This is a genomic window from Chromobacterium haemolyticum, assembly GCF_002081825.1.
Classification (GTDB): Bacteria; Pseudomonadota; Gammaproteobacteria; order Burkholderiales; family Chromobacteriaceae; genus Chromobacterium; species Chromobacterium fluminis.
Genome location: NZ_MUKU01000023.1, coordinates 52,774 through 77,178, shown reverse-complemented (window position 1 = coordinate 77,178; position 24,405 = coordinate 52,774). Strand labels below are relative to the sequence as shown.

Genomic DNA, 24,405 nt, shown 5'->3' with positions numbered 1-24,405 from the left:
GAGGCTCAGAGCCAATTGCTGCACGACCTGCCATAGCGGCAAGTTGCGAAAGAGGGCCAAGCCAATGACCAACCAGACGGCATGCTCAGCAGGAAGTTTGCGGCGCCGAATGGAGGCTTTGCCGGTAACGGCGAGTGCTTGCTCGATCCAGGCAGGGTCAATCAATGCGGCCAATGTCTCTAGCCGAGAAGGGGCGTGTGGCAGCGTGTCATGTAAGGCGCGTTGTAGTAGGCTCATGCAGCGAAAAAGGGAACATGATGAACATGTCCCCTTTTTACTGGATTTACATCCGCAAGTCTTAACTGACTGGCATTACCCCGTCAGGGGGCTTTTTCTTATCCGTCGGCGGCCTCGCTCACAGGCTGAGCCTCGCCATCAGGTTATCGAACAAATCGTCGGCCAGCTTGGCATAGCCCTGCTGCGAGAAATGCACCATGTCCGGCCGCGCCAGCTGTTGCGCCTGCCAGCGCTTCATGCTGCAAGGCCCGCCCATCGCCTGCTCCCAATCCCAATACAGCACATGGCTGTCGCGCGCGACTTTCTGCTGGATGCGCTTGACCGCCGCCAACTGCAGCGGCCGTCCCGGCGAACACTCCTTGCTGGCCGCGCCGCGCTTACGCGCGGCGTCCTGCGCGCCCAGCATCAGAATGGCCGCCTGCGGCAGGTCCCGGCGCACGGTGTTGATCGCCGCCTGCAGATTGAGCTGGTACTCGATCAGGTCCAGGCGATCGTCAAAGGCTTCGTTGACGCCGTAGGCCAGGATCACCAGATCACTGCTGCGCTCCGCCAGCTGCGCGCTCCAGTTCTTGCCCCAGCGCTGCCAGATCGATAGCTGGGCGCCGTTGCTGCCTATGCTGTCCAGCACCACGCCGGGCGCCAGCCGCTCCAGCTCTATCCCACCCAGCTCCACCGCCGGCAGCGCGCCGGCGCGCACCACAAAGGGGAAATACAGCTTCTGTTCCACCGTCTGCCAGCCCCTGCCCGCCTCGGGCGGATTCAGTTTGCGACTGCCGTGACCGTCGTCCACTTCCAAGGCGCCGGCGCCGTCCTGGGACGCGCGCACGCGGAAGCGCACCCGCCACAAGCCGTCCAAAGGATTGCGCGGCAACACGCTGATGGCGGCGCCCGGTCGCTGGGCCTGAGCGATATAACCGCCCAGCGGGAAGTCCGGATCGCCGTCCTTGCGGCTATTGGTCAAGGTCCAGCCCTCGCTGCGCGCTATCACCAGGGCGTGGCGCTGGCCCGGCACCGCCATCGGCGGCGTCCAGCCGATGCCGGCGTCGCCGAACTTGGCCTGGAAGCGCTCGCGCAGCTTGCCCGTCAGATAATCGGCCGCGGTATGCGAATCTCCCAGCTGAGTGACCCGCACCGGCTGCACGGCGGTGGAAATCGCCTTCAGCCGCGACGCCAGCCTTGCCAGATTCATCTCGCCGAAATCCTGTACCGGCGCGGCCAGCGCCGATGCCGCAGCCAGCCAGCAGGCCAATGCCGCGCTGATTCTCAACTTCATTCAAACCTCAATTCTGCCAACACGCGCCGCGCCAGCAATACCTGGCCTTGGCGAGTGAAATGAATGCCATCTGCGGTACGTACCGCCACTTCGCCTTGATCGGGCAGCGTCATGAATTTGGTGAACGCTTCGTCCACGCTGCCCAAGGCTTCGCGGGTGGACAAATAACGCTGGCCTGCGCCTTCGACTTCCTCGCGGAAGATGCCGTTGATGTAATGCACGCCGCGATTGAGCTTGTCCTTGCCCATATTCGGCGCGCCCAACCACAGTAATTGCGTCCGGTGCTTTCGGGCCGAAGCCAGGATGGCTCGGATGCGTTCGCGGTAGCGCTGCTCCCACTCCTCGGAGGCGAAGCGAATGTAGCGGCTGCCGCCCACCATGTCCCAAGTATCGTTGGCGCCCAAGAAGACCACCACCAGGCCGGTGTCGGGATTAGCCGCCAACTGTCGTTCTATCGTGTCAGGCCAATTGAAAAAGTCCGGGTAGGTCAGCCCCGTGCTCTGCTTGCTGAGATCCAGCGCCTTGATCTGGTGCAGCTTGAACAAGGGCCGCAGCAAATGCGGCGCCACCCCCTGCATCATGGAATCGCCGGCCAGCAACACCTTACTCCCCGGCCGCAGCAAGATGCGGGGATCCTTGGCCGCCGCTTGCGGCGGCGGAGCCGACGGCGACGGCAATGTCTGCAACGGGGCAGCGCTAGACGCAACCGCCGTTGTCCGCGTCGCGGCGGGCTCCGCCGGCGCCGCCTCCGGCGACAAAGCCGACCGCAAGCAGCAGGCGTTGAAATAGGCGATCATCTCGTCGTCCCAACGATCCAGCCTGGTCAACAGCCCTCGGCTCTGATCGCGGAACTCCCACCCCAGTTCCGCTCCGAGACGCCAGACACTCAACTCGGACAAGGCCTCCAGCTGGCTGGGACGGTGAAAGGTCTGCCGCCAATAGGCGTTGATGGAGCTCTGCTCAATCCAGCACAGCAGCAACATGCTGCTGCCGAGGATGGCCAGGGCCTGACGGATGGCGGAACGGGCGATCATTTGACGCTTGCCTCAACGCGGTAAGAACCTGTTTACGATCTGCTGTGCGTCGGCGATACGGCGTTGAAACCGAGCTCAAAATGCTCATGTACCACCTGTACATTCCGCTTTTTCGCTCGTTTTCGCCTTGTCTCGCCTTAGCTCGCGAGATCGTAAACACGTTCTAAGAAATAAAAAGCGTGGCAGCGGAGGCGCCGCCGCGCTGGCGCGACTAAAACTGGTAATAAATAAAACCTGGAATGCCCGGCGGCGACACCACGATGATCAACAAGGCGCAGCCGGCCAGCAAGCTGGGCTTGCCCCACCACGGCAGGCGGCCCAGTTGGGCGATGCCGCGTTCGCAAGCCGTGCCCAGATAGGGCTGCGCGGCAAACGCCGCGACGCTCAGCGCCAGGAAGCCCGGCGCGTTCAGCGTCAGTTCCTGACCGGTGCCGGCCATCGCTTCCAAAAAGCTCCAGGCGTCTTCCAGCGACGGCGCGCGGAAAAACACCCAGGCCAGGCAGACGTAATGGAAGGTCAGCAGACGCGCCAGCCAGGTCAGCCGCCGCGACAAAGCCTCCTTGCCAAGCAGCTTGTCTCCCAGATTCAAACCGACCACCCCAAGGCCGTGCATGCCGCCCCACGCCAAGTATTTCAGGCTGGCGCCGTGCCATAGGCCGGACAACACCATAGCAAGCAGCAAATTGAGCTGGGCGCGGGCAAAACCCAGCCGGTTGCCGCCCAAGGGGATATAGATGTAATCGCGAATCCAGCTGGATAGCGACATATGCCAGCGCCGCCAGAAATCGCGTAGATTGTGGGCCAGATACGGCGCATCGAAATTACGCGGCAACTGTATGCCCAGCAACAGCGCCAAAGCGGTGACCAGATCGGTATAACCGGAGAAATCCAGATAGATCTGGAAGGCATAGGCGTAGAAAGCCGCCCAGACCTCCAACACATGGTAGGTTTCCGGCGCGCTGAACACCGGGTCCACCCAGGCGCTGGCCAGCCAGCCGGCCAGCCACAGCTTCTTGGCCAGGGCCAATACGATCAGCCCCAACGCGCGGTCCAGTTGCAAGATGTGGCGGCGCTCGCCGCTGCGCAGTTGCTCCAGCAGACCGGTGGCCCGGCATATCGGCCCGGCCAGCAAGGTCGGGAAAAAAGCCAGAAACAGCCCCAACTCCCTGGCCCGGGCAAAACGCAACTCGCCGCGGTACAAGGACACCAAATAGCTGACCGATTGAAAGGTGTAAAAGGAGATGCCCACCGGCATCAGGAAATCCACCGCTGGCAATATCGCCGCAATGCCCAACGCGTGCAAGGCCGCTTGCGCGCTTTCGCGGAAGAAGTCGAAGTATTTGAATACCGCCAGATTGCCCACCGCCATCAGCAGACCCACGCGCAACCAGCGCTTGGGACGGACGGAATCAAGCATCCGCGACGATATCAGGGTCAATAACAGGGTATAAACGGCCAGAATCAGCGCAAAACGCCAATCAAGCTTGGCATAAAAGGCGTAACTGCCCAATAACAGCAAACCATTCTGCCAATCCGTGCGCTTGCGGCACAACCAATACAGGGCGAAAAAGGCGAGGAATGCCAGTGCGAACTCAATCGAAAGGTAACTCATGCAAATAAAAAAACGGCTCTGGCAAGAGCCGAGATTATGACAGCCATAGGGCCCGGCTGACTATGGCTTGCCGATATTTTATTTACGACGACGCCGCCGCCAATATGCTTTACGCGGTAATTTCGCGATAAGCCGAACACGGCAAGGAAAATAAAGCTTGGTCGCCCAAACGCATCGCGGTCAGGCTGCCGCCCCACAAACAGCCGGAGTCGATAGCCACCACATCCTCGGTGATATGCACCCCCAGCGCAGACCAATGCCCGCAGATAATCGGCATCTCGCCTTGCCAGCGTCCCGGCGCCTCGAACCAGGGCGTCAGGCCGGCCGGCGCGTTCTCCAGCTCGCCCTTATAATTAAGATCAATCTCTCCGTCGCGGTTCAAGAAACGCATCCGGGTCATCGCGTTGACGATCACGCGCAAACGGTCCGCGCCGCGCAGTTCCTCGCTCCAACGCGTCGGCCGGTTGCCGTACAAGCGCGACAGGAATTCACGATGCCTGGGGCCGGACAGCCCGGCCTCCACTTCCTCCGCCAGGTCCAGCGCGCGATCTATGCTCCACTCCGGCAGCAGCCCAGCGTGCACCATCGCGTAGCCCTGCCCGGCTATCATCATCGGCTGGCAGCGCAGCCAGTCCAGCAGGACCTTGCCGTCGGCGGCGTTGAGGATGTCCAGCACCGTATCGCTGCGGTGCAGTTTGCCGAAACCCTCGGACACCGCCAGCAAATGCAGGTCGTGGTTGCCCAGCACGATCTCTACATGATCCTGATGCTGGAACACCCAACGCAGGACTTCCAGCGACTGCGGCCCGCGATTGACCAGGTCGCCCGTCAGCCACAGGGTATCCTTGCCGGGATTGAAGTCGATTTGCCGCAGCAATTGCTGAAACGGCTGGAAACACCCTTGAATGTCGCCAATAGCGTAGATGGCCATATAAACTCCATGCGTGGCGGATCGATCCAAACTGTCATCCGCGGATAGCGCCATGATACCGCATGCTACAATGCACGGGCTGAGTTACCGATTTACTGCGCCCCGCCGGGCCCCTTCCCCCGATACCGCCATGTCCGCTCCCTTGCTCAATCCGCCGCAACGCGCGGCGATCCAGTATCTTGACGGCCCCTTGCTGGTGCTTGCCGGCGCAGGCTCCGGCAAAACTCGGGTCATCACCTTCAAGATTTCGCACCTGATCCGCGAAGGCGGCATCAGTGCGCGCAATATCGCCGCCATCACCTTCACCAACAAGGCCGCGCGCGAGATGCTGGAACGGGTGGGCAAGCTGATGACGCCGGCGGAAATCCGCGGCATCACCGTATCCACTTTCCACTCGTTGGGCATGCAAATGCTGCGCCAGGAAGCGCCGCATCTAGGCTATAAACCGCAATTCTCCATCCTCGACGCCTTCGATGCCGGCAAGATCATCTCCGACATTCTGAAAACCACCTCAAAGGACGAGGTGCGCAAGGTGCAGAGCCAGATCTCTCTATGGAAGAACGATCTGAAAACGCCGGACCAGATGCTTCTGGAAGCCCAAGGCGAATGGGAAAGCATCTGCGCCACCACGTATGTGGCCTATCAAGACACCTTGAGCGCCTACCAGGCGATGGACTTCGACGACCTGATCCGCCTGCCGGTGCAACTGTTCCAGCGCAATGAAGAAGTGCTGCAGAAATGGCAGCACAAGCTGCGCTACCTGCTGATAGACGAATACCAGGACACCAATACCTGCCAGTACCAGCTGGTCAAACTGCTGACCGGCCTGCGCGGCATGTTCACCGCAGTGGGCGACGACGACCAGTCCATCTACGCTTGGCGCGGCGCCAATATGGAAAACCTGCGGCTGCTGCAAAGCGACTTCCCCAAGCTCAAGATCATCAAGCTGGAGCAGAACTACCGCTCCACCGCTCGCATCCTGCGCGCGGCCAACTCGGTGATCTCCAACAATCCCAAGCTGTTCGAGAAACAGCTGTGGAGCGAGCTGGGCCTGGGCGAGCCCATCCACGTGATTCAGTGCAAGGACGAAGAGCACGAGGCGGAGACCGTGGTGCAAAGGCTGCTGGCGCACAAATTCGAATACCGCACCGAATTCAAGGACTACGCCATCCTCTATCGCGGCAACTACCAGGCGCGCATCTTCGAACAAGCCTTGCGCAACCAGCGCATCCCTTACCAGATGGCCGGCGGCCAGAGTTTTTTCGACAAGCCGGAAATCAAAGACATGCTGGCCTATATGCGCTTGATCGCCAATCCCAACGACGACCCGGCCTTCATCCGCGCGCTGACCACACCCAAGCGCGGCGTAGGCGCCACCACGCTGGAACGTCTGGGCGCCTGGGCCGGCGAACGCGGCAAGAGCCTGTTCGCCTGCGCCCATGAGGAGGGCTTCCGCCTGCAGGTGCAAAAAGCCCAACTCGAACCGTTGGAGCAATTCTGCGACTTCATCGCCAACCTGCAATACCGCGCCACCCGAGAGGACGGCGGCCCGCTGGCGATGGAGATGATGCAGGCCATAGGCTACGAAGCCTGGCTTTACGATAGCGAGGACAGCCCGCGCATCGCCGAAACCAAGTGGAAAAACATCCTGGAAATGGTGAGCTGGCTCAGCCGCAAAGGCGAGGACAGTGGCAAGAATCTGGTGGAGCTGACCCAGACCATCGCGCTGATCACCATGCTGGAAGGCCGCGAGGAAGGCGAGGTGGACGCGGTGAAGATGTCCACGCTGCACGCGTCCAAGGGCCTGGAATACCCTTACGTGTTCCTGGTAGGCACCGAGGAAGGCATCCTGCCCCACAGCGAATCGGTGGACAACGGCATGGTGGAGGAAGAGCGCCGGCTGATGTACGTCGGCATCACCCGCGCGCAGCGCATGCTGACGCTCACCTATTGCGTCAAGCGCAAACGCGCCGGCGAATGGCAGTTTGTCGAGCCGTCGCGCTTTATCTCCGAGATCAACGGCGATGATCTGCGCCACTTCGGCAAACCCGGCGCCGAACCCATCGTCAGCAAAACCGAGGGCAAATCGCGGTTGGCCAGCCTCAGCGCCATGCTGGCCAATAAGGAGAAACCGGCGGATTCATGAAGGCGCCGGCGACCCAGGCGAGAACTTGCTTCCGCGCCGACGGTCTATACCGGCCGCCAAAAAGAAAATGGCGCCAGCGGCGCCATATGAAGAATGAGGAACATCTCTGGGTGAAGCGAAAGTGGAAGCCCACTGAATCCCCACACCAAGCCGCGAAGCGCCTGACGCTTCACGACCTAAACAGATGAAGCCATCATGCACTATGCGCCTCCGAAGGGCACCTGTCCCTTCTTACAGCGGGGTTTTGTTGACATAGCACATTGCCATTTCATCCGGCAGAAATTTCCCAAAAAACATAGAAATCCTCGCTTTTAGGCGATAAAAAACGCCTTGCAATACCGCAAGGCGTTTTTTGCTGCGCTGATCAGCCGATTATTTGGAATTATTCACCATGTACTCGACAGCGGAGCGGAACTCGGCGTCGCTGCCGGTGTAACCGCCTTTGGCCGGCATCGCGTTCAAGCCCTTGATGCCGATCTTGACCACTTCGTCCAGGCCCGGCTTCAGACGCACGGCCCAGGCAGCCTTGTCGCCGAACTTAGGCGCGCCGGCGATGCCTGCCGCGTGGCAGGCCATGCACACGCTGTCGTAGATCTTCTTGCCCACCACGGCCGGATCGGCCGCCGCGGCCGCGCCGCCAGCGCCGCCCACCGGCGGCTCAGTGAACTTTCCGCCCGCGGAGTTGCCCATATAGGCTACCGCGCGCTTCACTTCGTCATCGCTCAAGTCGGTTGCGCCGCCCTTGGCCGGCATCGCGTTGAAGCCCTGCAGCGCGTGCTGGGTCAGCATGTCCCAGCCTTTGGCGATGCGCGAGCCCCAAGCGGCGGTGTCGCCAAACTTGGGCGAGCCGGCGAGGCCGGTGCCGTGACAGGAGATACAGATGCCTTTATATACCTGTTCGCCAGTGCGCATTCCCGGTGGCGCGTCGCTGGCCTTGGCTTCGCCGACCGGTTTCAGGCGAGACGCGACGGCCTCCTTGGTCATTACTTCGGCATCCACGTTGTAACCGCTGGTGGCCAGCTTGGCCAGAAGCCAAATTGCCACCACAAGAAAGACAACGACGCCAACCAGCACTTTGATGACCTGGCCGGGAGCCATTCCGTTCTCATTACTCATTACGAGCCTCGCCTGGAATTAATGACATTTAAAATAGGATAATTATACGGTAAGCCTGAAGGCAAGGCAAAACCATACACTGGACTCGGGTAAGGAAGTTGCGCTATGATGCGGGCCTGCCTCAAAGCAAGCACAGCGCACCCGTAGCTCAGTTGGATAGAGTGTCAGTTTCCGAAGCTGAAGGTCACAGGTTCGATCCCTGTCGGGTGCGCCACAACTCCTCGAAGTTTTCTGTTTTTCCCGCTTTTCCCCATTATTTCCCACGCTTAACGTCAAAACCATGTTTTCGTCGAAACACGTCCTGCGCGGCCATGCTGCTCTAGCGTCGCCGCAATGAAAAAGCGGGCCGCTCACGCGTCCCGCTTCGCTCCATTTGTTTAGCCTCAGGCCAACGTGGCCACCGGCTCGGCGGCATCGTCGTCCTCTTCGCCGAGAAAGCCTCCGCTCTGGTGCGCCCACAGCCTCGAATACAACCCGCCCTTGGCCAACAGACTGCGGTGATCGCCCTCTTCCACGATGCGCCCCTTGTCCAGCACGATCAGCCGGTCCATCGCCGCGATGGTGGACAAGCGGTGAGCGATAGCCACCACGGTTTTGCCTTCCATCAGCCGGTACAAGCTGCGCTGGATCGCCGCTTCCACTTCCGAATCCAGCGCGCTGGTGGCTTCATCCAGCAACAGGATGGGCGCATCCTTCAACATCACCCTGGCGATGGCGATGCGCTGGCGCTGCCCGCCGGACAGCTTGACCCCTCGCTCTCCTACATGGGCATCGTAAGCGCTGCGACCTTTCGGATCGGTCAAGGTCAGGATGAAGTCATGCGCCTCGGCGCGGCGCGCGGCCGCCTCCATCTCGGCGTCGCCGGCGTCCGGCCTGCCGTAGAGCAGGTTGTCGCGCACAGAGCGGTGCAACAAGGAAGTATCCTGCGTCACCATCCCCACCTGGGCGCGCAGGCTGTCCTGCGTCACATGAGCGATGTCCTGCCCGTCAATCAAAATGCGGCCGCCGTCCAAATCATAGAAACGCAACAGCAAGTTGACGATGGTGGACTTGCCCGCGCCCGAACGGCCAACCAGGCCGATCTTCTCGCCCGGGCGTATCGTTAGCGACAATTGCTCGATCACGGTCTTGCTGCCGCCGTAACTGAAGTCCACTTGGTCGAAGCGGATTTCTCCCTGCTTCACTTCCAAGGGCTTGGCGTCGGCCCGGTCATTGATCGACACCGGCCGCGACAAGGTGGCGATGCCGTCCTGCACCGTGCCCACTTGCTCGAACAGCGAAGCCATCTCCCACATGATCCAGTGCGAAATGCCGTTTAACCTCAAGGCCATCGCGGTGGCCGCCGCCACCGCGCCGACGCCGACTTCGCCCATGCTCCACAGCCACAAGGTCGCGCCGGCGGTACTGGCGATCAGCAACATGCTCAGGCTGTGGTTGATGATTTCGAAGCCGCTGATCAAACGCATCTGACGATAGGCCGTGGCCAGGAATTCCTGCATCGCGCCGCGGGCGAAGCCGGCCTCCCGCTGGGCGTGCGAGAACAGCTTCACCGTGGCGATATTGGTATAGGCGTCGGTGATGCGGCCGGTCATCAGGCTGCGCGCGTCTGCCTGCGCGGTGGCGGCCAGACCCAGGCGCGGCACAAAGAAATACAGCGTGGCCACGTACAAGGCCAGCCAGGCCAGGAAGGGCCACAGCAAACGGCTGTCGAAACTGCCGACCACGGCGATCATGGTGACAAAGTAAATCACTACGAACACCAGAATGTCGGCGACGATCATCACCGTTTCGCGCACCGCGATCGCGGTTTGCATCACCTTGGCGGATACCCTGCCGGCGAACTCGTCTTGATAAAAGTTCATGCTCTGCCGCAGCAGGTGGCGATGGAAATTCCAGCGCAGCAGCATCGGAAAATTGGCGGAAATGCCCTGATACTTGATCAACGCCTGCAGGGCGATCAGCAACGGGCTGGCCAGCAGAATGCCCGCCAGCAGCAACAGATTATGGCGCTGCGTGTCCCACAACAGCGCGGGCTTGACCAAGCTTAGCCAGTCCACGACGGAACCGAGCATGGAGAACAGCAAAGCCTCAAAGGCGCCGATGCCGGCGGTCAACAGAATGACGGCCGCAATCAGACCGCGCAAGCCGCGGGTGCAGAACCACAAAAATGGGAAAAAGCCCTTGGGGGGTTGGGCGGGAGACGTGTCGGGATACGGATTGATCCGCTTTTCGAACCAGTTGAACAAAGATCGCTCCAGTGCAGAGGCCGCCGCTTGGGCCGCGCCTGCTTTGGGTTTAATAGGAAGTAGGACAATAGCCAAGGGCTGGAAATCACGCAATGGAAAATTAGCGTCGACCACAGCCCCATTTGTCATATTCAGCAAATGAACACGAACGTAGTTTATTTGTCGTCAACTACATTGGCTAAAACGCGACAGTCAGCAAAACTCCTCAAGCTTTTCCGTCTTGCGGCTGCGCAGGTCCACCACTCTGTGAATCTCGATGCGCAGTTGGCCGCGGTAGACGTTCCACATCACCAGCGCGGCCCGCCGCGCCTGCTCCTGGCTGGGATGCAGCGGCCCGCTGTCGTCGACGCCGAACTGCTCCGAGATCAGTTTCAAACGATACATCCCCCTTGAGCCCCCCAAGGCCGCGGCGGCTTCCATCGCCGCCGACAAAAAGTGAGAAATTCGCCATGCCGCCGTTTCGTTAATCCTGCCAAAATGAATCCAATGACATAAATCAATACAAGCCAAGCGCCGTTTCGTAGATGACGGCGTGTGGTGGCTCGGTGTTTGGCGTGGGAAAACGGCGCGGGCCTTTAGCCCATGGCATTTATTGACGGCTTTTGCCGCTCTTGTGAATGATTCTACCCATTACTAGCAGTATCAGGCAAAGATTCCTGAGTTAATTCACGCAGTTGTAACATAAACCAAGGGGAGTTATTCCAATGCCGCGCCGGGCCAGGCGGAACCGCCGCTGAGGCGGCCCGGCGCTTTCGAAACCGGCTAGTGAGCCAGTGCGTGCACGTCGTGCAGCTGCGGACGGCGGATGCGCGCCAAGGCGGCGTCTATCGTCGGGGTGTGCTCTCCCCAATAGCCGTGGCGCGCCAGGCAGTCGGTAGCCACCAGCGCCGCATCTATCATGAAACGCTCTTCCAGCAGCAAGCACTCGACTTCGGCAAACGGCGTCAGGATGTGCTCGGCCACCTCGCCGTCCTGATTACAGGGGATTTCGCCGGACTCCAACCACAGGTCGAAAGCGTAAATCCATTCGCGATGCAGGCCTCGCTGCACAGGACGCTCGGCCAGCAGCAAGCTGGATTGCGGCAAGCCCAACACCTGATCGCGGCGCACGCCGGCTTCCTCCCAGCCCTCGCGCTCCAGAGCCAGTTCAATGGTCTCTCCGGCGGCCACCCCGCCGCCAACCAGATTGTCCATGCGATTGGGGTCCACCGCCTTGTGCGGACTGCGGCGTCCCACCCACATCCGCACTTCGCCGGACGGCAGCCGGGTCAGCCCGTTCAGGTGCACGGCGCGGCTGGTCAGGCCCAGCGGACGGAAGGCGGCCCGCTCCAGCTCAAAATACGGGGATCCATCGTGACGGAAGGCGGTGAAGTTTTCATTGCGCCAGCCATTGAGCCAGCCTGCCTGTTGCCAGCGCCGCGCCGCTTGGGCCAGCGCGTGACTGATGCTGCGGTAACTGCCGTCTAGACGGCAATGCAGTTTCTGGTATTGCTCCTCGAACAGCTGGGATTCGCTGTTCAGCAAACGTTCCTTCCACGCCGCGTTGATCCAACCCAAGCGCTCCTTGCCGATATACAAGGGCGTGAATTGCTGACGATCAAAACGGGTGATCTTGTCGAGATAGGCCAGAACCGCATCCACTTGCATTGCCGACTCCGCTGCGATGTGTTTCGGGAAGGCTGCATCTTAGGATGCTTCTTCGGCTTTGACTATATCTGGCGTAACAGCCGGCAAATAAACAGATTATTTTGCGGTAGGATGTTGCGGAATTGTCTCGGTGGCCAATACGAAAACCGCGTCGCCCATTCCATTTAACAACAACGTCATTTCAGTTTGTCGGCCAGCCCGGAGTAACGTTGCGGCGCCGCCTCTGCCGCCTGTTCCCACACCGGCTGCGCGCCGGACACGACGAAGCGCTCCCGCGCCCGGGTGATCGCGGTATACACCAGCGCTCGGTTCAGCAGCGGCCCCGCCGCCTCCGGCAGCTGCAAACAGACTTCGCCGAACTCGGACCCCTGGCTCTTGTGCACCGTCATCGCGTACACGGTATCGTGCTGCGGCAGGCGGCCGGGAGCGAACTCGCGCCAGCCGCCGTCGTCTCCGGGAAAAGCCACCCTCAAGCCGGCCTCGCCTTGCACCGTGAAGCCGATGTCGCCGTTGAACAGGCCCAGGCCGTAATCGTTCTCGCTGATCATCACCGGACGCCCCGGATACCAGTCTCGGCCGGCCGGCTTGTCCCCATCGGCTTCCAGTTGTCTCTCAATGCGCAGATTGAAGGCCTCTACCTGCCGCCGCTCCGCCGCCAGCAACATGAAACCGGCGAAGGCTCGCTGGCGCTCGGCCAGGGGCTCGCCAGCGCGCACCGCCCGCCAATACGGCCGCCAGCGTGCCAGCACTTCCGCCGCGTCCAGCGTCGGCACCGCCTCCACATCGCGCCAAGCCGGATCTTGCAACACCGCCCAACTGCCGGCACCATCGCCGGCGTTCACCCTTCTCGCCAGTTCGCCAATGCCGGAGTCGGCGCCGAAACGATGGCTGTGAGTGAGCAGCGCCACGCAATCGGTGAGTTTGCCTCCCGCGCCCGGCGTGGGCGGCAAAGTTTCGCCGCAGTTCACCCGCAGCCACTCCAGCGTGTCCGGCCGGTAATGGATGTTGGCGCACAGATCGCCCAGCACCGCGCCGGCGTCCACCGAGGCCAACTGATCGCGATCGCCCAGCAGAATCAGCCGCGCTTGGGACGGCAGGGCCTCCACCATGCGCGCCATCAAGGACAGATCTATCATCGACGCCTCGTCCACCACCAGCACGTCCAGCGGCAAAGGGTTGCCTGCGTGGTGGCGCGGCGCCGCCGCGCCCGGACGCAAGCCCAGCAGGCGGTGCAGAGTCTGCGCCTGCTGCGGCAATTGCCGCAGTGTTTCCTCGGCCAAGTCCAGCCGCTCGCGCGCGCCGCGGACCGATTCCGACAGCCGCGCGGCGGCCTTGCCGGTGGGCGCTGCCATCGCCATGACCAGCGGCCGCGGCGACAGTCCGGCCAGCAAGGCCAGCAACTTGAGCACGGTGGTGGTCTTGCCGGTGCCCGGACCGCCGGAAATGACCATCAAGCGCTGGCGCGCCGCCAGAGCCGCCGCCAGCTTCTGCCGGTCCGGCCCCGTCGCGGATGCCGAACCGAACAAGGCCTCCAGCAGCGGACGCAAGCGCGCGCCGTCCAGCGCCGGCCCCGGCTCGGCCAGGGCGGCCAGGCGCTCGGCAAGTCGTGCTTCGTCGAACCAGTGACGGGCAAAATACAAGCGGCCGGCCGCGTCCAGAATCAAGGGAGCGTAATCGCCGGGGCGGCCAACCAGCGCGCTGGCCTGCAAGGCTTTGCGCTCCGGACGCTGCGCCAGCGGCAGGCAGACATGGCCGGCCTGATTGGCGCTGGCCAGTTCATGAATCAGCGCCAACGCGGCCTCGTCCACGCCGGGATCAAGGCGGGCGAACAAGTGAGCCAGTTCGGCGGGCAACAGGGCTTGCTGGACAGACATGGGCGGGAATCCGGATGCTTTGCGCTCCGCGCGGCGCGGAGCCTGAATGGAAAGACTGGAAGCGCTTCAGCGCAATTTGCCGTTATCTTGCAACTGCTGAATCGCCTTGTCCAATTGCGGCAACAGTTGCCGGTATTGCGGATGCAGACGCAACATCACCGGCACGCTGCCCACGGCGTCGCCGGCCGCGCAGGGCTGCGCCTCCGGCGCGCGGTTCAGCAGCGCATCCAGCTGACGCTGGCTCAGGACGATGGCCTGCATGCTGCCCTGACGCAGGCCGCTGAGCAGATCGCTCTCGCTGGCGGCCTCCATCCGCTTGAGCTGACCGCTTGCGAAACCAGGCTCCAGCACAGGGTAGGTCCTCCCCTGCAGCACGCCCAGACTCAGGCCATTGAGGCTGGCCGGCGTCGCCCCCTTGCGCCGCTTGCCGGCGGCGAAGCACAGCCGCAGCGTCTGTACGTCGATGGGCCGAGTGTAGAAGCCGGCCACCGGGGACAAGGCGCGCCAAGCCGGATTGACCCCCACCTCCACATCCACCTTGCCCACCTCGAACAATTGCTGCAGCCGCGACGACGGGTAGTACTCCAGTTCGAAGCGGACGCCGCTGTGCCGGCCGATCAGCTCCAGCGCGGCACGGTACTGAGTGGCCAGCGCGCCGTCCTGCGCGCTGTACAGCGGGCCAAAGCTGTCATTGGCCACACCGGCGCGCAGGCTGGGCGCCGCCGCGGGCGCGGCCTGCGCCGCCAGCAGCATGGCAATCAGGCTGACGCCGCGCTCAAGCAAGCCGGGCTTCCAGCGCATCGCAAATGGTTTTGAGAATTTTGATGCGTGCATAGTATTTATTATTGGCCTCCACCAGCGTCCAGGGCACTTTGCTGGTGCTGGTGCGGTCCACCATATCGCTGACGGCCAGCTTGTAGGCGTCCCACTTGTCGCGATTGCGCCAGTCTTCCTCCGTGATCTTGAAGCGTTTGAAACCGGTTTCCTCGCGTCCTTTGAAGCGCGCCATCTGCTCTTCCTTGCTGATGGCCAACCAGAATTTAACGATGACGGCGCCGTTTTCGCTCAGTTGATGCTCAAAGTCGTTGATTTCGTAATAGGCGCGCATCCAGTCCGCCTCTTTGGCGAAGCCTTCCACCCGCTCCACCAGCACCCGGCCGTACCAGGTACGGTCGAAAATGGTGATACCGCCCTTGCCCGGCACATGACGCCAGAAGCGCCACAACCAGGGCTTGGCCTTTTCTTCCTGGGTGGGCGCGGCGATGGGCACCACTCGGTAGCGGCGCGCGTCCAGCGCCTGGGTGATGCGGCGTATGCTCCCGCCCTTGCCGGCGGCGTCGTTGCCTTCGAAAGCCAGGACCAACGAATGCTGGGCGAAGCGCGGATGTCGGGTCAGCCGGTGCAGCCGGCCCTGCAATTGCTCCAGTTCGGGCTTGTACTTGACCTTGTCCATGGATTGGTCCAGTTGCAGGGTATCCAGCAACAACTTGTTGTCTATCGGCGCCAGCAACGGCGGCGCGTCTATCAGCTCGGCCTTAGAACCCTGCGCCTGCGCCAGCCGGTTGCGAATGGCATTGAGCAGGGTATTGCCCACCGTCAGGCTGCGGTAATTGGCGTCCTCGCCGTCCACCACCACCCAGGGCGCGGCGGCGGTATTGGTCAGCCGCAAAATGTGCTCGGCGGACTTGCGTATCTTGTCGTAGCGCTCGTAATGCTCCCAATCGGTCTTGGTCACGCGCCAACTGCTGGCTGGATCTTTTTCCATCTGCTTGAGCCGCTTGTGCTGCTGCTCCCGAGTCAGATGGAACCAGAATTTCAGCACTAACGCGCCGTCCATGGTCAGCATGCGTTCAAAGCGCAGGATGTCGAATATCTGCTTGTCCAGCGCGTCGCGGTCGCTGCGGGCGAACACCCGGTCGAACAAGGCGTCGGAGTAATAGGAGCCGAAGAACATGCCGATGCGGCCCTTGGCCGGCAATTGCATCCAGTAGCGCCACATCCAGGGACGGGCGCGGGCGTCGTCGTTGGCCTCAGCGAAAGCCACGGTGTCGATCAGGCGCGGGTCCAGCCATTCGTTGATCAGATTCATGGTTTCGCCGCGACCGGCGCCGTCGAAGCCGTGAATCAGGATCAGCACCGGAAAGTCGGCCTTTTCCTTTAAATCGTATTGCAGGTCCAGCAAGGCCTCGCGCAATTTGGGCATGGCTTCGCGGAATGTCTTTTTATCGATACTGTGGCCGATTTCGGCGGATTCAAACATGATGCGTCCTTGGTTTTAACCTGTTCCAAAGTCTCGCGAGCAAGAACGAGACAAGGCGAAAACAGCTGAGAAAGCGGAATGCACAGGTGGTACATGAGCATTCCGAAGCTGTACTCACCGTGTGACGTCTCACGACGCTCAGCGGACTTTGAACAGGTTCTTATTGTCGGCCCGCGCCCGGTGCCACTTTCCCCTTCCGGCCGCGTTCCACTCCAGATAGTTCAGCTTAGTCCTATGACCGCGGCTTGCGCACTCCGCATTCCTACGCATGCCCGGCGAACCATTGGTCCAGCGCCTCCAACAGGGCCGGCGCGGGTTGGTCGCTCCATATCCCGCAAGCCTCGACGCCGACGCCGCGCAGATAAAGATAACGCACGCCGCCGAAGCGGGCGGCGAAGTCCACGCCGCGGACGCTGAAATAGCGCCGCAGTGCCACGCAGTAAATCAGGTATTGCAGGTAATAATGTTCTTGGGCGATGGATTCCGCCAGCCGCTCGGCGCGATAGTCTTCGTGCCGCCCTCCCAGGTGGTTGGATTTATAGTCCACTAAATAGATGCGGCCGCCGGACTCGAACACCAAGTCCATGAAGCCCTTGAGAAAACCGCGCACGGTGGAAAAATCCAACTGCGCTGCCGCCGCGCGCAAAGGGGCGGCCAAGCCGTGTTCGGGCGCGGACAGGATGGCGGCCAGCTTCGCCACTTCCAACCTGGGCGCCGGCAACATGAACTCCATTTCCACCAGCCGTTTGCCGTCCGGCACTTCAGCCAGCCTCACGCCCGGGTCCAGTTCCGCGTTCAGCGTCGCCGTCACCATTTCGCAAGCGGCGTCGCCCCACTCCGGCGCAAAGCCGTGCTTGGCCAGAGCCAGCTCCACCGCCTGCCGCAGCCCGGCCGCATCGACGCCGAAGCTGATGGTTTCAAAAATCTCGTGCAGGCAGGTACCGGCCTTGGCGCCGCGCGGAAAACCGAAACGATCCAAGACCGGGGGCGCTTGCAGTTCCGCCGCCACCGCCGGCTGACCCGCGTCGTGGTCCGGGCTTTCCTGCCATTTGCCGGCCGCCTGCGCATGGGTCAGCGAGGTGAAACTGGCTACCCGCCACGGCGCGGCCAGCCGGCGCGAGAATGTCTGGGCCAGATAATTCCGTCCTGTTTCGCGCCGCGCGGCCAAGGCCGGCCCCACGCCGCTCTCCTCCAGCACCGCGCACGCGCCCGCCGCCTGGGCGTTGGCCGCGGCCGCGAAAGCGCCCAGCTCTCGCCTTAGCACCTCGGCGTCCAACTCCAGCGCCTCCAGTTCCGGCAGCGCGCGCGCGTCGCGGCCATGCAGCAGCCAGCTCAAAGCCGCCGTCTCCATGCCCCGCACCCAGCCCCAGCACAGGTATTGGCGATACTGCGCCCGAGTCAGCGCCACATAGAGCAAGCGCAGCTTCTCCGCCAACAACTCGCTGCGCGCCGCCAGTTTCACCCCGGCGTCGGCCGCGGCGTCCGGCGCCAGCCAGGATTGATCTTCAGCGTGGTAGCGCCAGAACGCGGCGTCGCGCCGTTCCAGCGCGCCGCCCCACAGAAAGGGGCAGAAGGCCACCGGATACTGGAGCCCCTTCGCGGTGTGGATGGTGACGATCTTGACCAGGGCCGCGTCGCTCTCCAACCTCAACACCGCCTCCTCTCCGCCCGGCGGTTGCGCCACTCGCGTCTCCAGCCAGCCCAGCAGCGGCGCCATGCCCTGACGCTGGTCGCTCTCTTGTTGCAACAATTCAGCCAGGTGCGACAAATTGGTCAACCGTCTCTCGCCGTCCGGCAGCGGCAACAAGCGTTCCGCCACCCGTTCCCGAGCGAAGAAATGCCGCCAGGCCGCCATGAATCCGCGCTCGCGCCAAAGCAGGTGGTCTGCGGCGTTGGCTTGCAGCTGCGCTTCCCAACGCGTCTCGTCCTCCACCCTGGCCAGCAATTCGCCGGCGTCGACCCCGGCCAGTTCCGTCACCAACGCCGCGCGCAAGCGCGCCTCGCTGGCCGGTTCCGCCCAAGCGCGCAGCAAGGCCAGCATCTCGCCGGCCTCGCGGCTGGCGAACACGCTTTCCTGGGTCAGCGCCACGCTGGCCACGCCGCGCTCCGCCAAGGCCTGCCGCACTCGGTCGCCCTGGCGGTGGGTGGACACCAGCACCGCGATGTCGCCGCCGGCCAAAGGCCGTCGAGCGTCGCCGGCGACAATGGCGGCGCGGCCTTCGGCGGCCAGCGCCAGCAAGCGCGCAATCTCGTCGGCGCTGGCGTTGGCCGCCAGTTCGGCGGCGTTCTCTCCGCTGGCGGCCTTGTCCGCCTTCTCCGGCTGCAGCCATTGGAAGCAGAACGACGGCCTGTCGTCGTCGATCTCCAGCCGGCCGCCGGAGGCCGGTTGCGCCGCGACCGGCTGATAGGCGATGCCCTCGATCAGAAACGGCAGTTCCCGCGCGAACAGCGTGTTGACGGTGCTGACCAGCGGCGCCTCGGACCGGCGGTTGGTGTCCAGCGTGTAATGATGTTGCGCGTCTCCACGCGCCGCCAGATAGGCGAAGATGTCGGCGCCGCGAAAGCTGTAGATGGCCTGTTTCGGGTCGCCCACCAGGAAAACCGGCCGCTGCTGCGCGACGAAGCAATGTCGGAAGATCGCGTACTGGATGGGATCCGTGTCCTGAAACTCGTCGATCAGCGCCACCTGGAAGCTGCGGGCCACATGGGCGGCCAGCAGCGGTCCGCTGATCGGATCGGCCAGCGCCGCCCCTAGGTCGGTCAGCAAATCGTCGAAGCTGCGGCTGCGCTCGCCCGCCCGGCGCGCGCTCAGTTGCTCGTTGGTCCAGGCGATCAGTTCCAACTTGAGCTGGGCCACGGACAGCGCCACTTCGTCCAGATAGGCGTCCCAGGCCCCCAGCCAGGCCTCCACCAGCTCGAACAAGGGGTGTTCCGGCGCGGCGTGGCCTTTCTTCATCCCCTTGGCCAGCGAGGCCGGCAGCAATTTGTCCAGCTGGCGACGGCTTTCCTTGTCCAGCACCGGCGTGGTTTCCGGTGTCGTCAGCTGGCTGTCCAAAGCGCCTATGGCGCGCTCGACGATGGCGGAGCTGTAGCTACGCGCGTTGAAACCCGCGGCGGAGCGCAGCAAATCGGCCGCCTCCGCCGCGTATTCCGGCCGCGCCGCCAGCGCCCGCCAGCCTTGCTCCACCGCGAGCAAGGCGCGCTCCAGGCCGGCGGTGTGCGGCGCGCACATGCGCAGATAAGGTTTGGACAGATAGGGCCGGATGTCCGCCAGCCAGCCGTCCGGGGTTTCGCCGTTGTCCACCAGCACCTGGGCCAACAAGGGGTCGTCCACCACCCGTCGACGCCAGAAGTCGTCGACGATTTCGGTCAAGCGTTCCTCGTCGTCGCTGACCAGTTCCGCCTCGAAAGTCTGGCTGCTCTCAAAAGCGGCGTCGGTCAGTACCCGCTGGCAGAAGCCGTGGATGGTGTAGATGGCGGCGGCGTCGAAGCCGGTGATCGCGGCCTTGAGCCGCTGCGACGCCTGCTCCCGCGCCGCGCCTGGCGGAAAACGCGCCGCCAACGCCGACAGGAAGGGATCTCCGCCAACCTCGCCTTCTCCGGACAGCGTCTGCGCCAGTTCGCTCAGCCGTCGACGCAGGCGCTCGCGCAGCTCGGCTGTGGCGGCCTTGGTATAGGTGACCACCAGTACTTGATCGACGGTGGGCGGCGGCTGGCCGTCGCGCTCTTCCAGCAATAGCCGGGCGAACAGGGCCGCGATGGTCCACGTCTTGCCGGTGCCGGCCGAAGCCTCGATCAGGTTGATGCCGGTCAGCGGGCAGTTCAGCGCATCCAGCGCTTGGGGAAGCAGGCTCATAATGGCGACACTTTAAAGCGATTTGAGCATTTAAACGACCCGGCAAACGGGATTAGATGCGCTTGTCCGCGCCGCGCGCCCGCGTTCAGAAGCGCTCGTCCAGAATCGCGGGCAGGATAATTTCCCGCGCGAAGGAGGCGTCGGACAAATTCAGCAAAGCCCGCGTCAAGCTCACCACGTCATGCAGCGGGATCAGTTGGCCGGCGCCGCGCTCGGCGGCTTGCTCGCGGGGCACGGACAAATCGTCCTCCGTGTTAAGGTAGCCCAATTGCAGGCAAGTCACGGCCAGACGCTGCGCGCGGTATTCCTCACGCAGCGCGTCGGCCATGCCGCTCAAGGCAAATTTGCTGGCGGCGAAAGCTACTTCGGGGCGGCCGCTGCGCGGCAGGCCCGATGTCGACCCGGTCAGGATGAGCTGCGGCTTGGCCGCGCCCGACATGCGCGGCAGCAGATGTTTGAGCAGCAGAATCGTCGAAGCGATATTGACCTGGACCACTTCCATCAGCTCCAGATCCGAACAACGGGAAAACGCATAAGACGACTCGAACGCCTCTCGCTCCCAAATACCCACATTGCACATCACCACGTCCAGCCGTTCCGGAAGCGCGCTCATCACCTGTTGCACGGCCAAGGCCGGATTGGACAAATCGGCTTCGATCCAGTCCACGTCAACGCCGGTTGGCGGCTTCAAGTCCTCCGGCCTGCGCCGGGAAACGCCGATCACCCGGTCCCCTTTTGTCCCCAGCCCTTCCACAAAAGCCTTGCCAAGACCCCGGCTCGCTCCAATGATCAGTATATTCACGGCTTCTCCAAAATGAATCCGCGCGGCGGTCACGCGGCAGCACCAGACGAGAAGGATACTCGATTCGTCAAATTTGTCGGCCGCGCCGGCAAAGGGGATAATCGCCGCCCGAACACCCGCACTCAAGGCCAGACACAATGAGCGACGCCGCAATCCGACTTTCAAAACGCATGGTGGAACTGGGCCTGTGCACGCGGCGCGAAGCCGACGCCTGCATCGAACAAGGCTTGGTGAAAGTGGACGGCCAGACCGTCACCGCGCTGGGCAGCCGGGTGGAACCGCAACAGCGCGTCGAACTCATGGGCCGGCCCGACGCGCAGCGCGAAGCGGCGGTCACCCTGCTGCTGCACAAACCCGCCGGCGCCGAGCCGCTGGCCCTGCTGGGGCCGGACAGCCAGTTGCCGGGCGATATCAGCGGGCTGAACTGGCTGCCGCGACATCGCCAGCATCTGCAAGGTGTCGGCGCCATCGCCGACCACGCCCACGGCCTGGTGGCGCTGACCCAGGACCGCAAGCTGACGCAGCGGCTGGCCGATTGCCAGCTGGAGTTCCTGATCAATGTCGACGCCGCGCCCGCCGCCGACGACCTGCAACAGCGTCAAAAAGGGCTGCGCCCCGGCGGCAAGCCGCTGCGGGACCTCAAGGTTTCGCGCCAGAGCGACCGTCAGCTGCGCCTGGTGCTCGCGGCGCGCGACGCGCGCTGGCTGGACGATATCTGCGCCGGCCTGGGCGTCAGCCCGCTGGCGCTGCGCTGCATCCGCATCGGCCGGCTGGCCATCGGCCAGTTGGCCGCCGGGCAGTGGCGTTATGTGCCGGATTTCGAGCGATTCTGAGAGCTTAGTTTCATGCCCAGAGCCAATGCCGCCGCCGCGTTGCGCGCGGCGCGGCTCACATTGTCCGCGGCCTCGGCCAGAGCCTGTTCCTGACTGCACGGCCGGCTGACCGCGGCGAACACCGCGTCCAGCCCGTGCGCGTGGGTCAGTTCGCTGCCCGCGCCCAAACACCCCCCTATCGCCAGCACCGGCACGCCATATCGCTGAGCAACGCGGGCGACGCCAATCGGCGTCTTGCCTTGCACGCTCTGGCTATCGATGCGGCCTTCGCCGGTCAGCGCCAGATCGGCGTCGGCCAGCGCCGCGTCCAGACCGACGGCCTCCGCGACGATGGCGCTGCCGGAACGCAGACGGCCGCCCAGGCAGGCCAGCAGCGCGGCGCCCATGCCGCCGGCCGCGCCGGCGCCGGCCTCTTCGGCCGCCGCCACGCCCGACGCGCCCTCCATCAACACCGCGAAATGCGCCAGCGCCGCGTCCAGTTCCGCCACCATCGCCGGCGTCGCGCCCTTCTGCGGCCCGAAGACCGCCGACGCGCCTCGCGGGCCGATCAGGGGGTTGTCGACATCGCAAGCCACATCGATGCGGCAGGCGGCCAAGCGCGGGTCCAGCCCGGACAGATCCAGCCGCGCTAGTCCCGCCAAGGCCGCGCCGCCGGCCGGCAGGTCTCGTCCTTCCGCGTCCAGCAGCCTCGCGCCCAAGGCCTGCAGCATGCCGGCGCCGCCGTCGTTGGTGGCGCTGCCGCCTATGCCCAGCACGAAACGGCGCGCGCCCGCGTCCAGCGCGTCGCGAATCATGTCGCCGGTGCCGTGGCTGCCGGTCAGCAAGGGATTGCGCCGCACCGGCGGCAACAGCGCCAGGCCGCTGGCGGCGGCCATTTCTATCACCGCCACGCCGTCCGCGGTCAAACCATAGCTCGCGGACAGCATCTCGCCAAGCGGGCCTCGCGCCGCAGCCTCGCGCCGCTGGCCGCCCAACGCGTCCAGCATGGCTTGCACCGTGCCCTCGCCGCCGTCCGCCATCGGCAGCTTGCGATAGCGAGCGGCGGGAAACACCTGGCGGAAGCCGTCCTCTATCGCCTGAGCCACCTGCAGCGCGCTCAGGCTTTCCTTGTAGGAGTCAGGGGCAATCACGATTTTCATGCGGTTTTCAATCACAAAAGATGACAAGAGCAAGATATTAGCGATTGACCAGCCGCGGCGGAATCCTCAGCACCAGCAGCGCGCCGGCCAGCATCACGCCGGACAGGATATACAGCGCCGGGTCCGTGCTGTGGGTCAGGTCCTTGATCCAGCCCACCAGGAAGGGGCTGACGAAACCGGCCACCTGTCCCAGCGAATTGATCAAGGCCAGCCCGCCGGCGGCGGCGGCGCTGCCAAGAAAGGCGGTGGGCAGCGGCCAGAACATGGACAGGCCGGCCAGCGCGCCCATGGTGGCCAGGGTCAGGCCCAGCATGGACAGCCAGACCGCGCCGCCGCTATTGGCCGCCAACAACAGGCCAAGCACGCCCATCAGCAGCGGCAGCACCACGTGCCAACGGCGCTCCCCGCGCCGGTCGCCGGAACGGCCGACCCAGACCATGAAGAAGCAAGCGGCCAAGTAGGGCAAGGCGCTGAGCCAGCCAATGACGCCGGCGTTCTGGAAACCCAGGCTCTTGATAATGGACGGCAGCCAGAAGTTGATGGCGTACACCCCCATCTGGATGGCGAAGTAAATCGCGCCCAGCATCCAGACATTGGCGTTGCGCAACACGCTGGCGAAAGACTGCTCCATTGGACGCTGCGCCGCGCGCCGCGCCTCATCGTCGATCAGAGCCTGTTGCATCGCCGCCTTTTCTTCCGCGCTCAACCAGCGCGCCTGGGCGATGCCGTCGTTCAGATAGAAATACACGCCCAGGCCCAACAGCACCGTGGGCAGGCCCTGCAACAGGAACAGCCATTGCCAGCCGGCCAGGCCGCCTTGCCCGGCGGCGAAATGCTGCAGCATCCAGCCGGACAGCGGCCCGCCCAGCACGCCGGAGACCGGGATCGCCGACATGAACAGCGCCATCACCTGGCCGCGTTTGTCCGCCGGAAACCAACGGGTGAAGTAGAGCACGATGCCGGGGAAGAAACCGGCCTCGGCCACGCCGGTGAAAAAACGCAGCACATAAAAAGATTGCGGCGTGGATACAAACATCAGGCAGGCGGACAGCATGCCCCACACCAGCATCAGCAGCGCGATCCAGCGCCGCGCGCCCACCTTGTGCAGCATCAGGTTGCTGGGCACGCCGCACAACACATAGCCGATAAAGAAAATGCCGGCGCCCAAGCCGTAGACGGTTTCGCTCAAACCCAGCGCGTCCAGCATCTCCAGCTTGGCGAAGCCGACGTTGACTCGGTCCAGATAGTTGAACAGGTAACAGACGAAAATGAAGGGAATCAGCCGCCATACGGCTTTCTTGTAAGCGCCGGCCAGAATGTCTTGCCGCGGCGCGCTCAGGGTGTCGCTAGGGTTCAAATCCATCTCCTCTGCGCGCGGGGGCAGTCCCTCCGGCGCGTC

Annotated in this window: 18 protein-coding genes and 1 tRNA gene; 3 read left to right on the top strand and 16 right to left on the bottom strand. The window is 63.5% G+C overall.

Annotation, left to right across the window (positions count from 1 at the left end):
* From B0T39_RS16580 to B0T39_RS16560, 5 genes are all read right to left on the bottom strand, one after another.
* Window positions 1-237, bottom strand: a 237-nt coding sequence (locus B0T39_RS16580) for a transposase domain-containing protein (RefSeq protein WP_176219463.1), incomplete at its 3' end; no start/stop codon positions are given.
* Between the two features lie 118 nt (window positions 238-355).
* Window positions 356-1,510, bottom strand: a complete 1,155-nt coding sequence (locus B0T39_RS16575) for an SGNH/GDSL hydrolase family protein (RefSeq protein ID WP_081548505.1) — start codon at window positions 1,508-1,510, stop codon at window positions 356-358.
* Window positions 1,507-2,544, bottom strand: a complete 1,038-nt coding sequence (locus tag B0T39_RS16570) for an SGNH/GDSL hydrolase family protein (protein ID WP_081548503.1) — start codon at window positions 2,542-2,544, stop codon at window positions 1,507-1,509. Before B0T39_RS16570 ends, B0T39_RS16575 begins: the two co-directional genes overlap by 4 nt.
* A 211-nt stretch (window positions 2,545-2,755) precedes the next feature.
* The gene (locus tag B0T39_RS16565) at window positions 2,756-3,961 is read right to left on the bottom strand and encodes an MBOAT family O-acyltransferase (protein WP_176219582.1); all 1,206 of its coding nucleotides are present in this window, start codon (window positions 3,959-3,961) and stop codon (window positions 2,756-2,758) included.
* A 304-nt stretch (window positions 3,962-4,265) separates the two neighbouring features.
* Window positions 4,266-5,087 carry a symmetrical bis(5'-nucleosyl)-tetraphosphatase gene (locus B0T39_RS16560; RefSeq protein ID WP_081548499.1) on the bottom strand — a complete coding sequence of 274 codons (822 nt, stop codon included), beginning with the start codon at window positions 5,085-5,087 and terminating at the stop codon, window positions 4,266-4,268.
* Window positions 5,088-5,217: 130 nt separating this feature from the next.
* Here B0T39_RS16560 and B0T39_RS16555 point away from each other — a divergent pair, with 130 nt between their 5' ends.
* A complete protein-coding gene (locus B0T39_RS16555; protein WP_081548497.1) occupies window positions 5,218-7,233 on the top strand; it encodes a UvrD-helicase domain-containing protein in 2,016 nt (671 codons plus the stop codon).
* Window positions 7,234-7,605: 372 nt separating this feature from the next.
* On the opposite strand, the gene B0T39_RS16550 is transcribed toward B0T39_RS16555, so the two are convergent.
* On the bottom strand, window positions 7,606-8,331 hold the full coding sequence (locus tag B0T39_RS16550; protein WP_254894576.1) for a c-type cytochrome: 726 nt from the start codon (window positions 8,329-8,331) through the stop codon (window positions 7,606-7,608).
* A 155-nt stretch (window positions 8,332-8,486) separates the two neighbouring features.
* Here B0T39_RS16550 and B0T39_RS16545 point away from each other — a divergent pair.
* Window positions 8,487-8,563, top strand: a tRNA-Arg gene (locus B0T39_RS16545).
* A 169-nt stretch (window positions 8,564-8,732) separates the two neighbouring features.
* On the opposite strand, the gene B0T39_RS16540 is transcribed toward B0T39_RS16545, so the two are convergent.
* The 8 genes from B0T39_RS16540 to B0T39_RS16505 all read right to left on the bottom strand — a co-directional run bounded on the left by B0T39_RS16540 (window position 8,733) and on the right by B0T39_RS16505 (window position 21,172).
* Window positions 8,733-10,595 (bottom strand): ABC transporter ATP-binding protein, encoded by a 1,863-nt coding sequence (locus B0T39_RS16540; protein WP_081548495.1) that lies wholly within the window; start codon window positions 10,593-10,595, stop codon window positions 8,733-8,735.
* Between the two features lie 192 nt (window positions 10,596-10,787).
* Window positions 10,788-10,970 carry a hypothetical protein gene (locus B0T39_RS16535; RefSeq protein ID WP_141111266.1) on the bottom strand — a complete coding sequence of 61 codons (183 nt, stop codon included), beginning with the start codon at window positions 10,968-10,970 and terminating at the stop codon, window positions 10,788-10,790.
* 387 nt (window positions 10,971-11,357) lie between these two features.
* Entirely contained in the window at window positions 11,358-12,242 is an 885-nt protein-coding gene (locus B0T39_RS16530) for an NUDIX hydrolase (protein ID WP_081548493.1), read from the bottom strand.
* Between the two features lie 176 nt (window positions 12,243-12,418).
* Window positions 12,419-14,116 carry an exodeoxyribonuclease V subunit alpha gene (recD, locus tag B0T39_RS16525; RefSeq protein WP_081548491.1) on the bottom strand — a complete coding sequence of 566 codons (1,698 nt, stop codon included), beginning with the start codon at window positions 14,114-14,116 and terminating at the stop codon, window positions 12,419-12,421.
* A gap of 66 nt (window positions 14,117-14,182) precedes the next feature.
* Window positions 14,183-14,917 (bottom strand): substrate-binding periplasmic protein, encoded by a 735-nt coding sequence (locus B0T39_RS16520; RefSeq protein ID WP_176219581.1) that lies wholly within the window; start codon window positions 14,915-14,917, stop codon window positions 14,183-14,185.
* Window positions 14,892-16,376: a polyphosphate:AMP phosphotransferase gene (pap, locus tag B0T39_RS16515; protein WP_081548487.1), complete on the bottom strand. Its 1,485-nt coding sequence runs from the start codon at window positions 16,374-16,376 to the stop codon at window positions 14,892-14,894. Before pap ends, B0T39_RS16520 begins: the two co-directional genes overlap by 26 nt.
* 262 nt (window positions 16,377-16,638) lie before the next feature.
* On the bottom strand, window positions 16,639-20,232 hold the full coding sequence (gene recB / locus B0T39_RS16510; protein ID WP_081548485.1) for an exodeoxyribonuclease V subunit beta: 3,594 nt from the start codon (window positions 20,230-20,232) through the stop codon (window positions 16,639-16,641).
* 85 nt (window positions 20,233-20,317) lie between these two features.
* Window positions 20,318-21,172, bottom strand: coding sequence for an SDR family NAD(P)-dependent oxidoreductase (locus tag B0T39_RS16505; protein WP_217806264.1), 855 nt, complete (start codon window positions 21,170-21,172; stop codon window positions 20,318-20,320).
* Here B0T39_RS16505 and B0T39_RS16500 point away from each other — a divergent pair.
* Window positions 21,172-21,867 (top strand): S4 domain-containing protein, encoded by a 696-nt coding sequence (locus B0T39_RS16500; protein WP_081548481.1) that lies wholly within the window; start codon window positions 21,172-21,174, stop codon window positions 21,865-21,867. The two genes, B0T39_RS16505 and B0T39_RS16500, sit on opposite strands and share 1 nt — an antisense overlap.
* Here the strand turns inward: B0T39_RS16500 and B0T39_RS16495 are convergent.
* On the bottom strand, window positions 21,840-23,006 hold the full coding sequence (locus B0T39_RS16495) for a glycerate kinase (protein WP_081548479.1): 1,167 nt from the start codon (window positions 23,004-23,006) through the stop codon (window positions 21,840-21,842). The two genes, B0T39_RS16500 and B0T39_RS16495, sit on opposite strands and share 28 nt — an antisense overlap.
* A gap of 37 nt (window positions 23,007-23,043) precedes the next feature.
* Entirely contained in the window at window positions 23,044-24,363 is a 1,320-nt protein-coding gene (locus tag B0T39_RS16490; protein WP_254894575.1) for an MFS transporter, read from the bottom strand.
* Between the last annotated feature and the right edge of the window lie 42 nt (window positions 24,364-24,405).

What these genes read in the sequence shown, in the direction of transcription:
- B0T39_RS16575 (WP_081548505.1), bottom strand. Translation starts at nt 1,510, where the DNA reads ATGAAGTTGAGAATCAGCGCGGCATTGGCCTGCTGGCTGGCTGCGGCA.
- B0T39_RS16570 (WP_081548503.1), bottom strand. Translation starts at nt 2,544, where the DNA reads ATGATCGCCCGTTCCGCCATCCGTCAGGCCCTGGCCATCCTCGGCAGC.
- B0T39_RS16565 (WP_176219582.1), bottom strand. Translation starts at nt 3,961, where the DNA reads ATGCTTGATTCCGTCCGTCCCAAGCGCTGGTTGCGCGTGGGTCTGCTG.
- B0T39_RS16560 (WP_081548499.1), bottom strand. Translation starts at nt 5,087, where the DNA reads ATGGCCATCTACGCTATTGGCGACATTCAAGGGTGTTTCCAGCCGTTT.
- B0T39_RS16555 (WP_081548497.1), top strand. Translation starts at nt 5,218, where the DNA reads ATGTCCGCTCCCTTGCTCAATCCGCCGCAACGCGCGGCGATCCAGTAT.
- B0T39_RS16550 (WP_254894576.1), bottom strand. Translation starts at nt 8,331, where the DNA reads ATGGCTCCCGGCCAGGTCATCAAAGTGCTGGTTGGCGTCGTTGTCTTT.
- B0T39_RS16530 (WP_081548493.1), bottom strand. Translation starts at nt 12,242, where the DNA reads ATGCAAGTGGATGCGGTTCTGGCCTATCTCGACAAGATCACCCGTTTT.
- recD (WP_081548491.1), bottom strand. Translation starts at nt 14,116, where the DNA reads ATGTCTGTCCAGCAAGCCCTGTTGCCCGCCGAACTGGCTCACTTGTTC.
- B0T39_RS16520 (WP_176219581.1), bottom strand. Translation starts at nt 14,917, where the DNA reads ATGCGCTGGAAGCCCGGCTTGCTTGAGCGCGGCGTCAGCCTGATTGCC.
- pap (WP_081548487.1), bottom strand. Translation starts at nt 16,376, where the DNA reads ATGTTTGAATCCGCCGAAATCGGCCACAGTATCGATAAAAAGACATTC.
- recB (WP_081548485.1), bottom strand. Translation starts at nt 20,232, where the DNA reads ATGAGCCTGCTTCCCCAAGCGCTGGATGCGCTGAACTGCCCGCTGACC.
- B0T39_RS16500 (WP_081548481.1), top strand. Translation starts at nt 21,172, where the DNA reads ATGAGCGACGCCGCAATCCGACTTTCAAAACGCATGGTGGAACTGGGC.
- B0T39_RS16495 (WP_081548479.1), bottom strand. Translation starts at nt 23,006, where the DNA reads ATGAAAATCGTGATTGCCCCTGACTCCTACAAGGAAAGCCTGAGCGCG.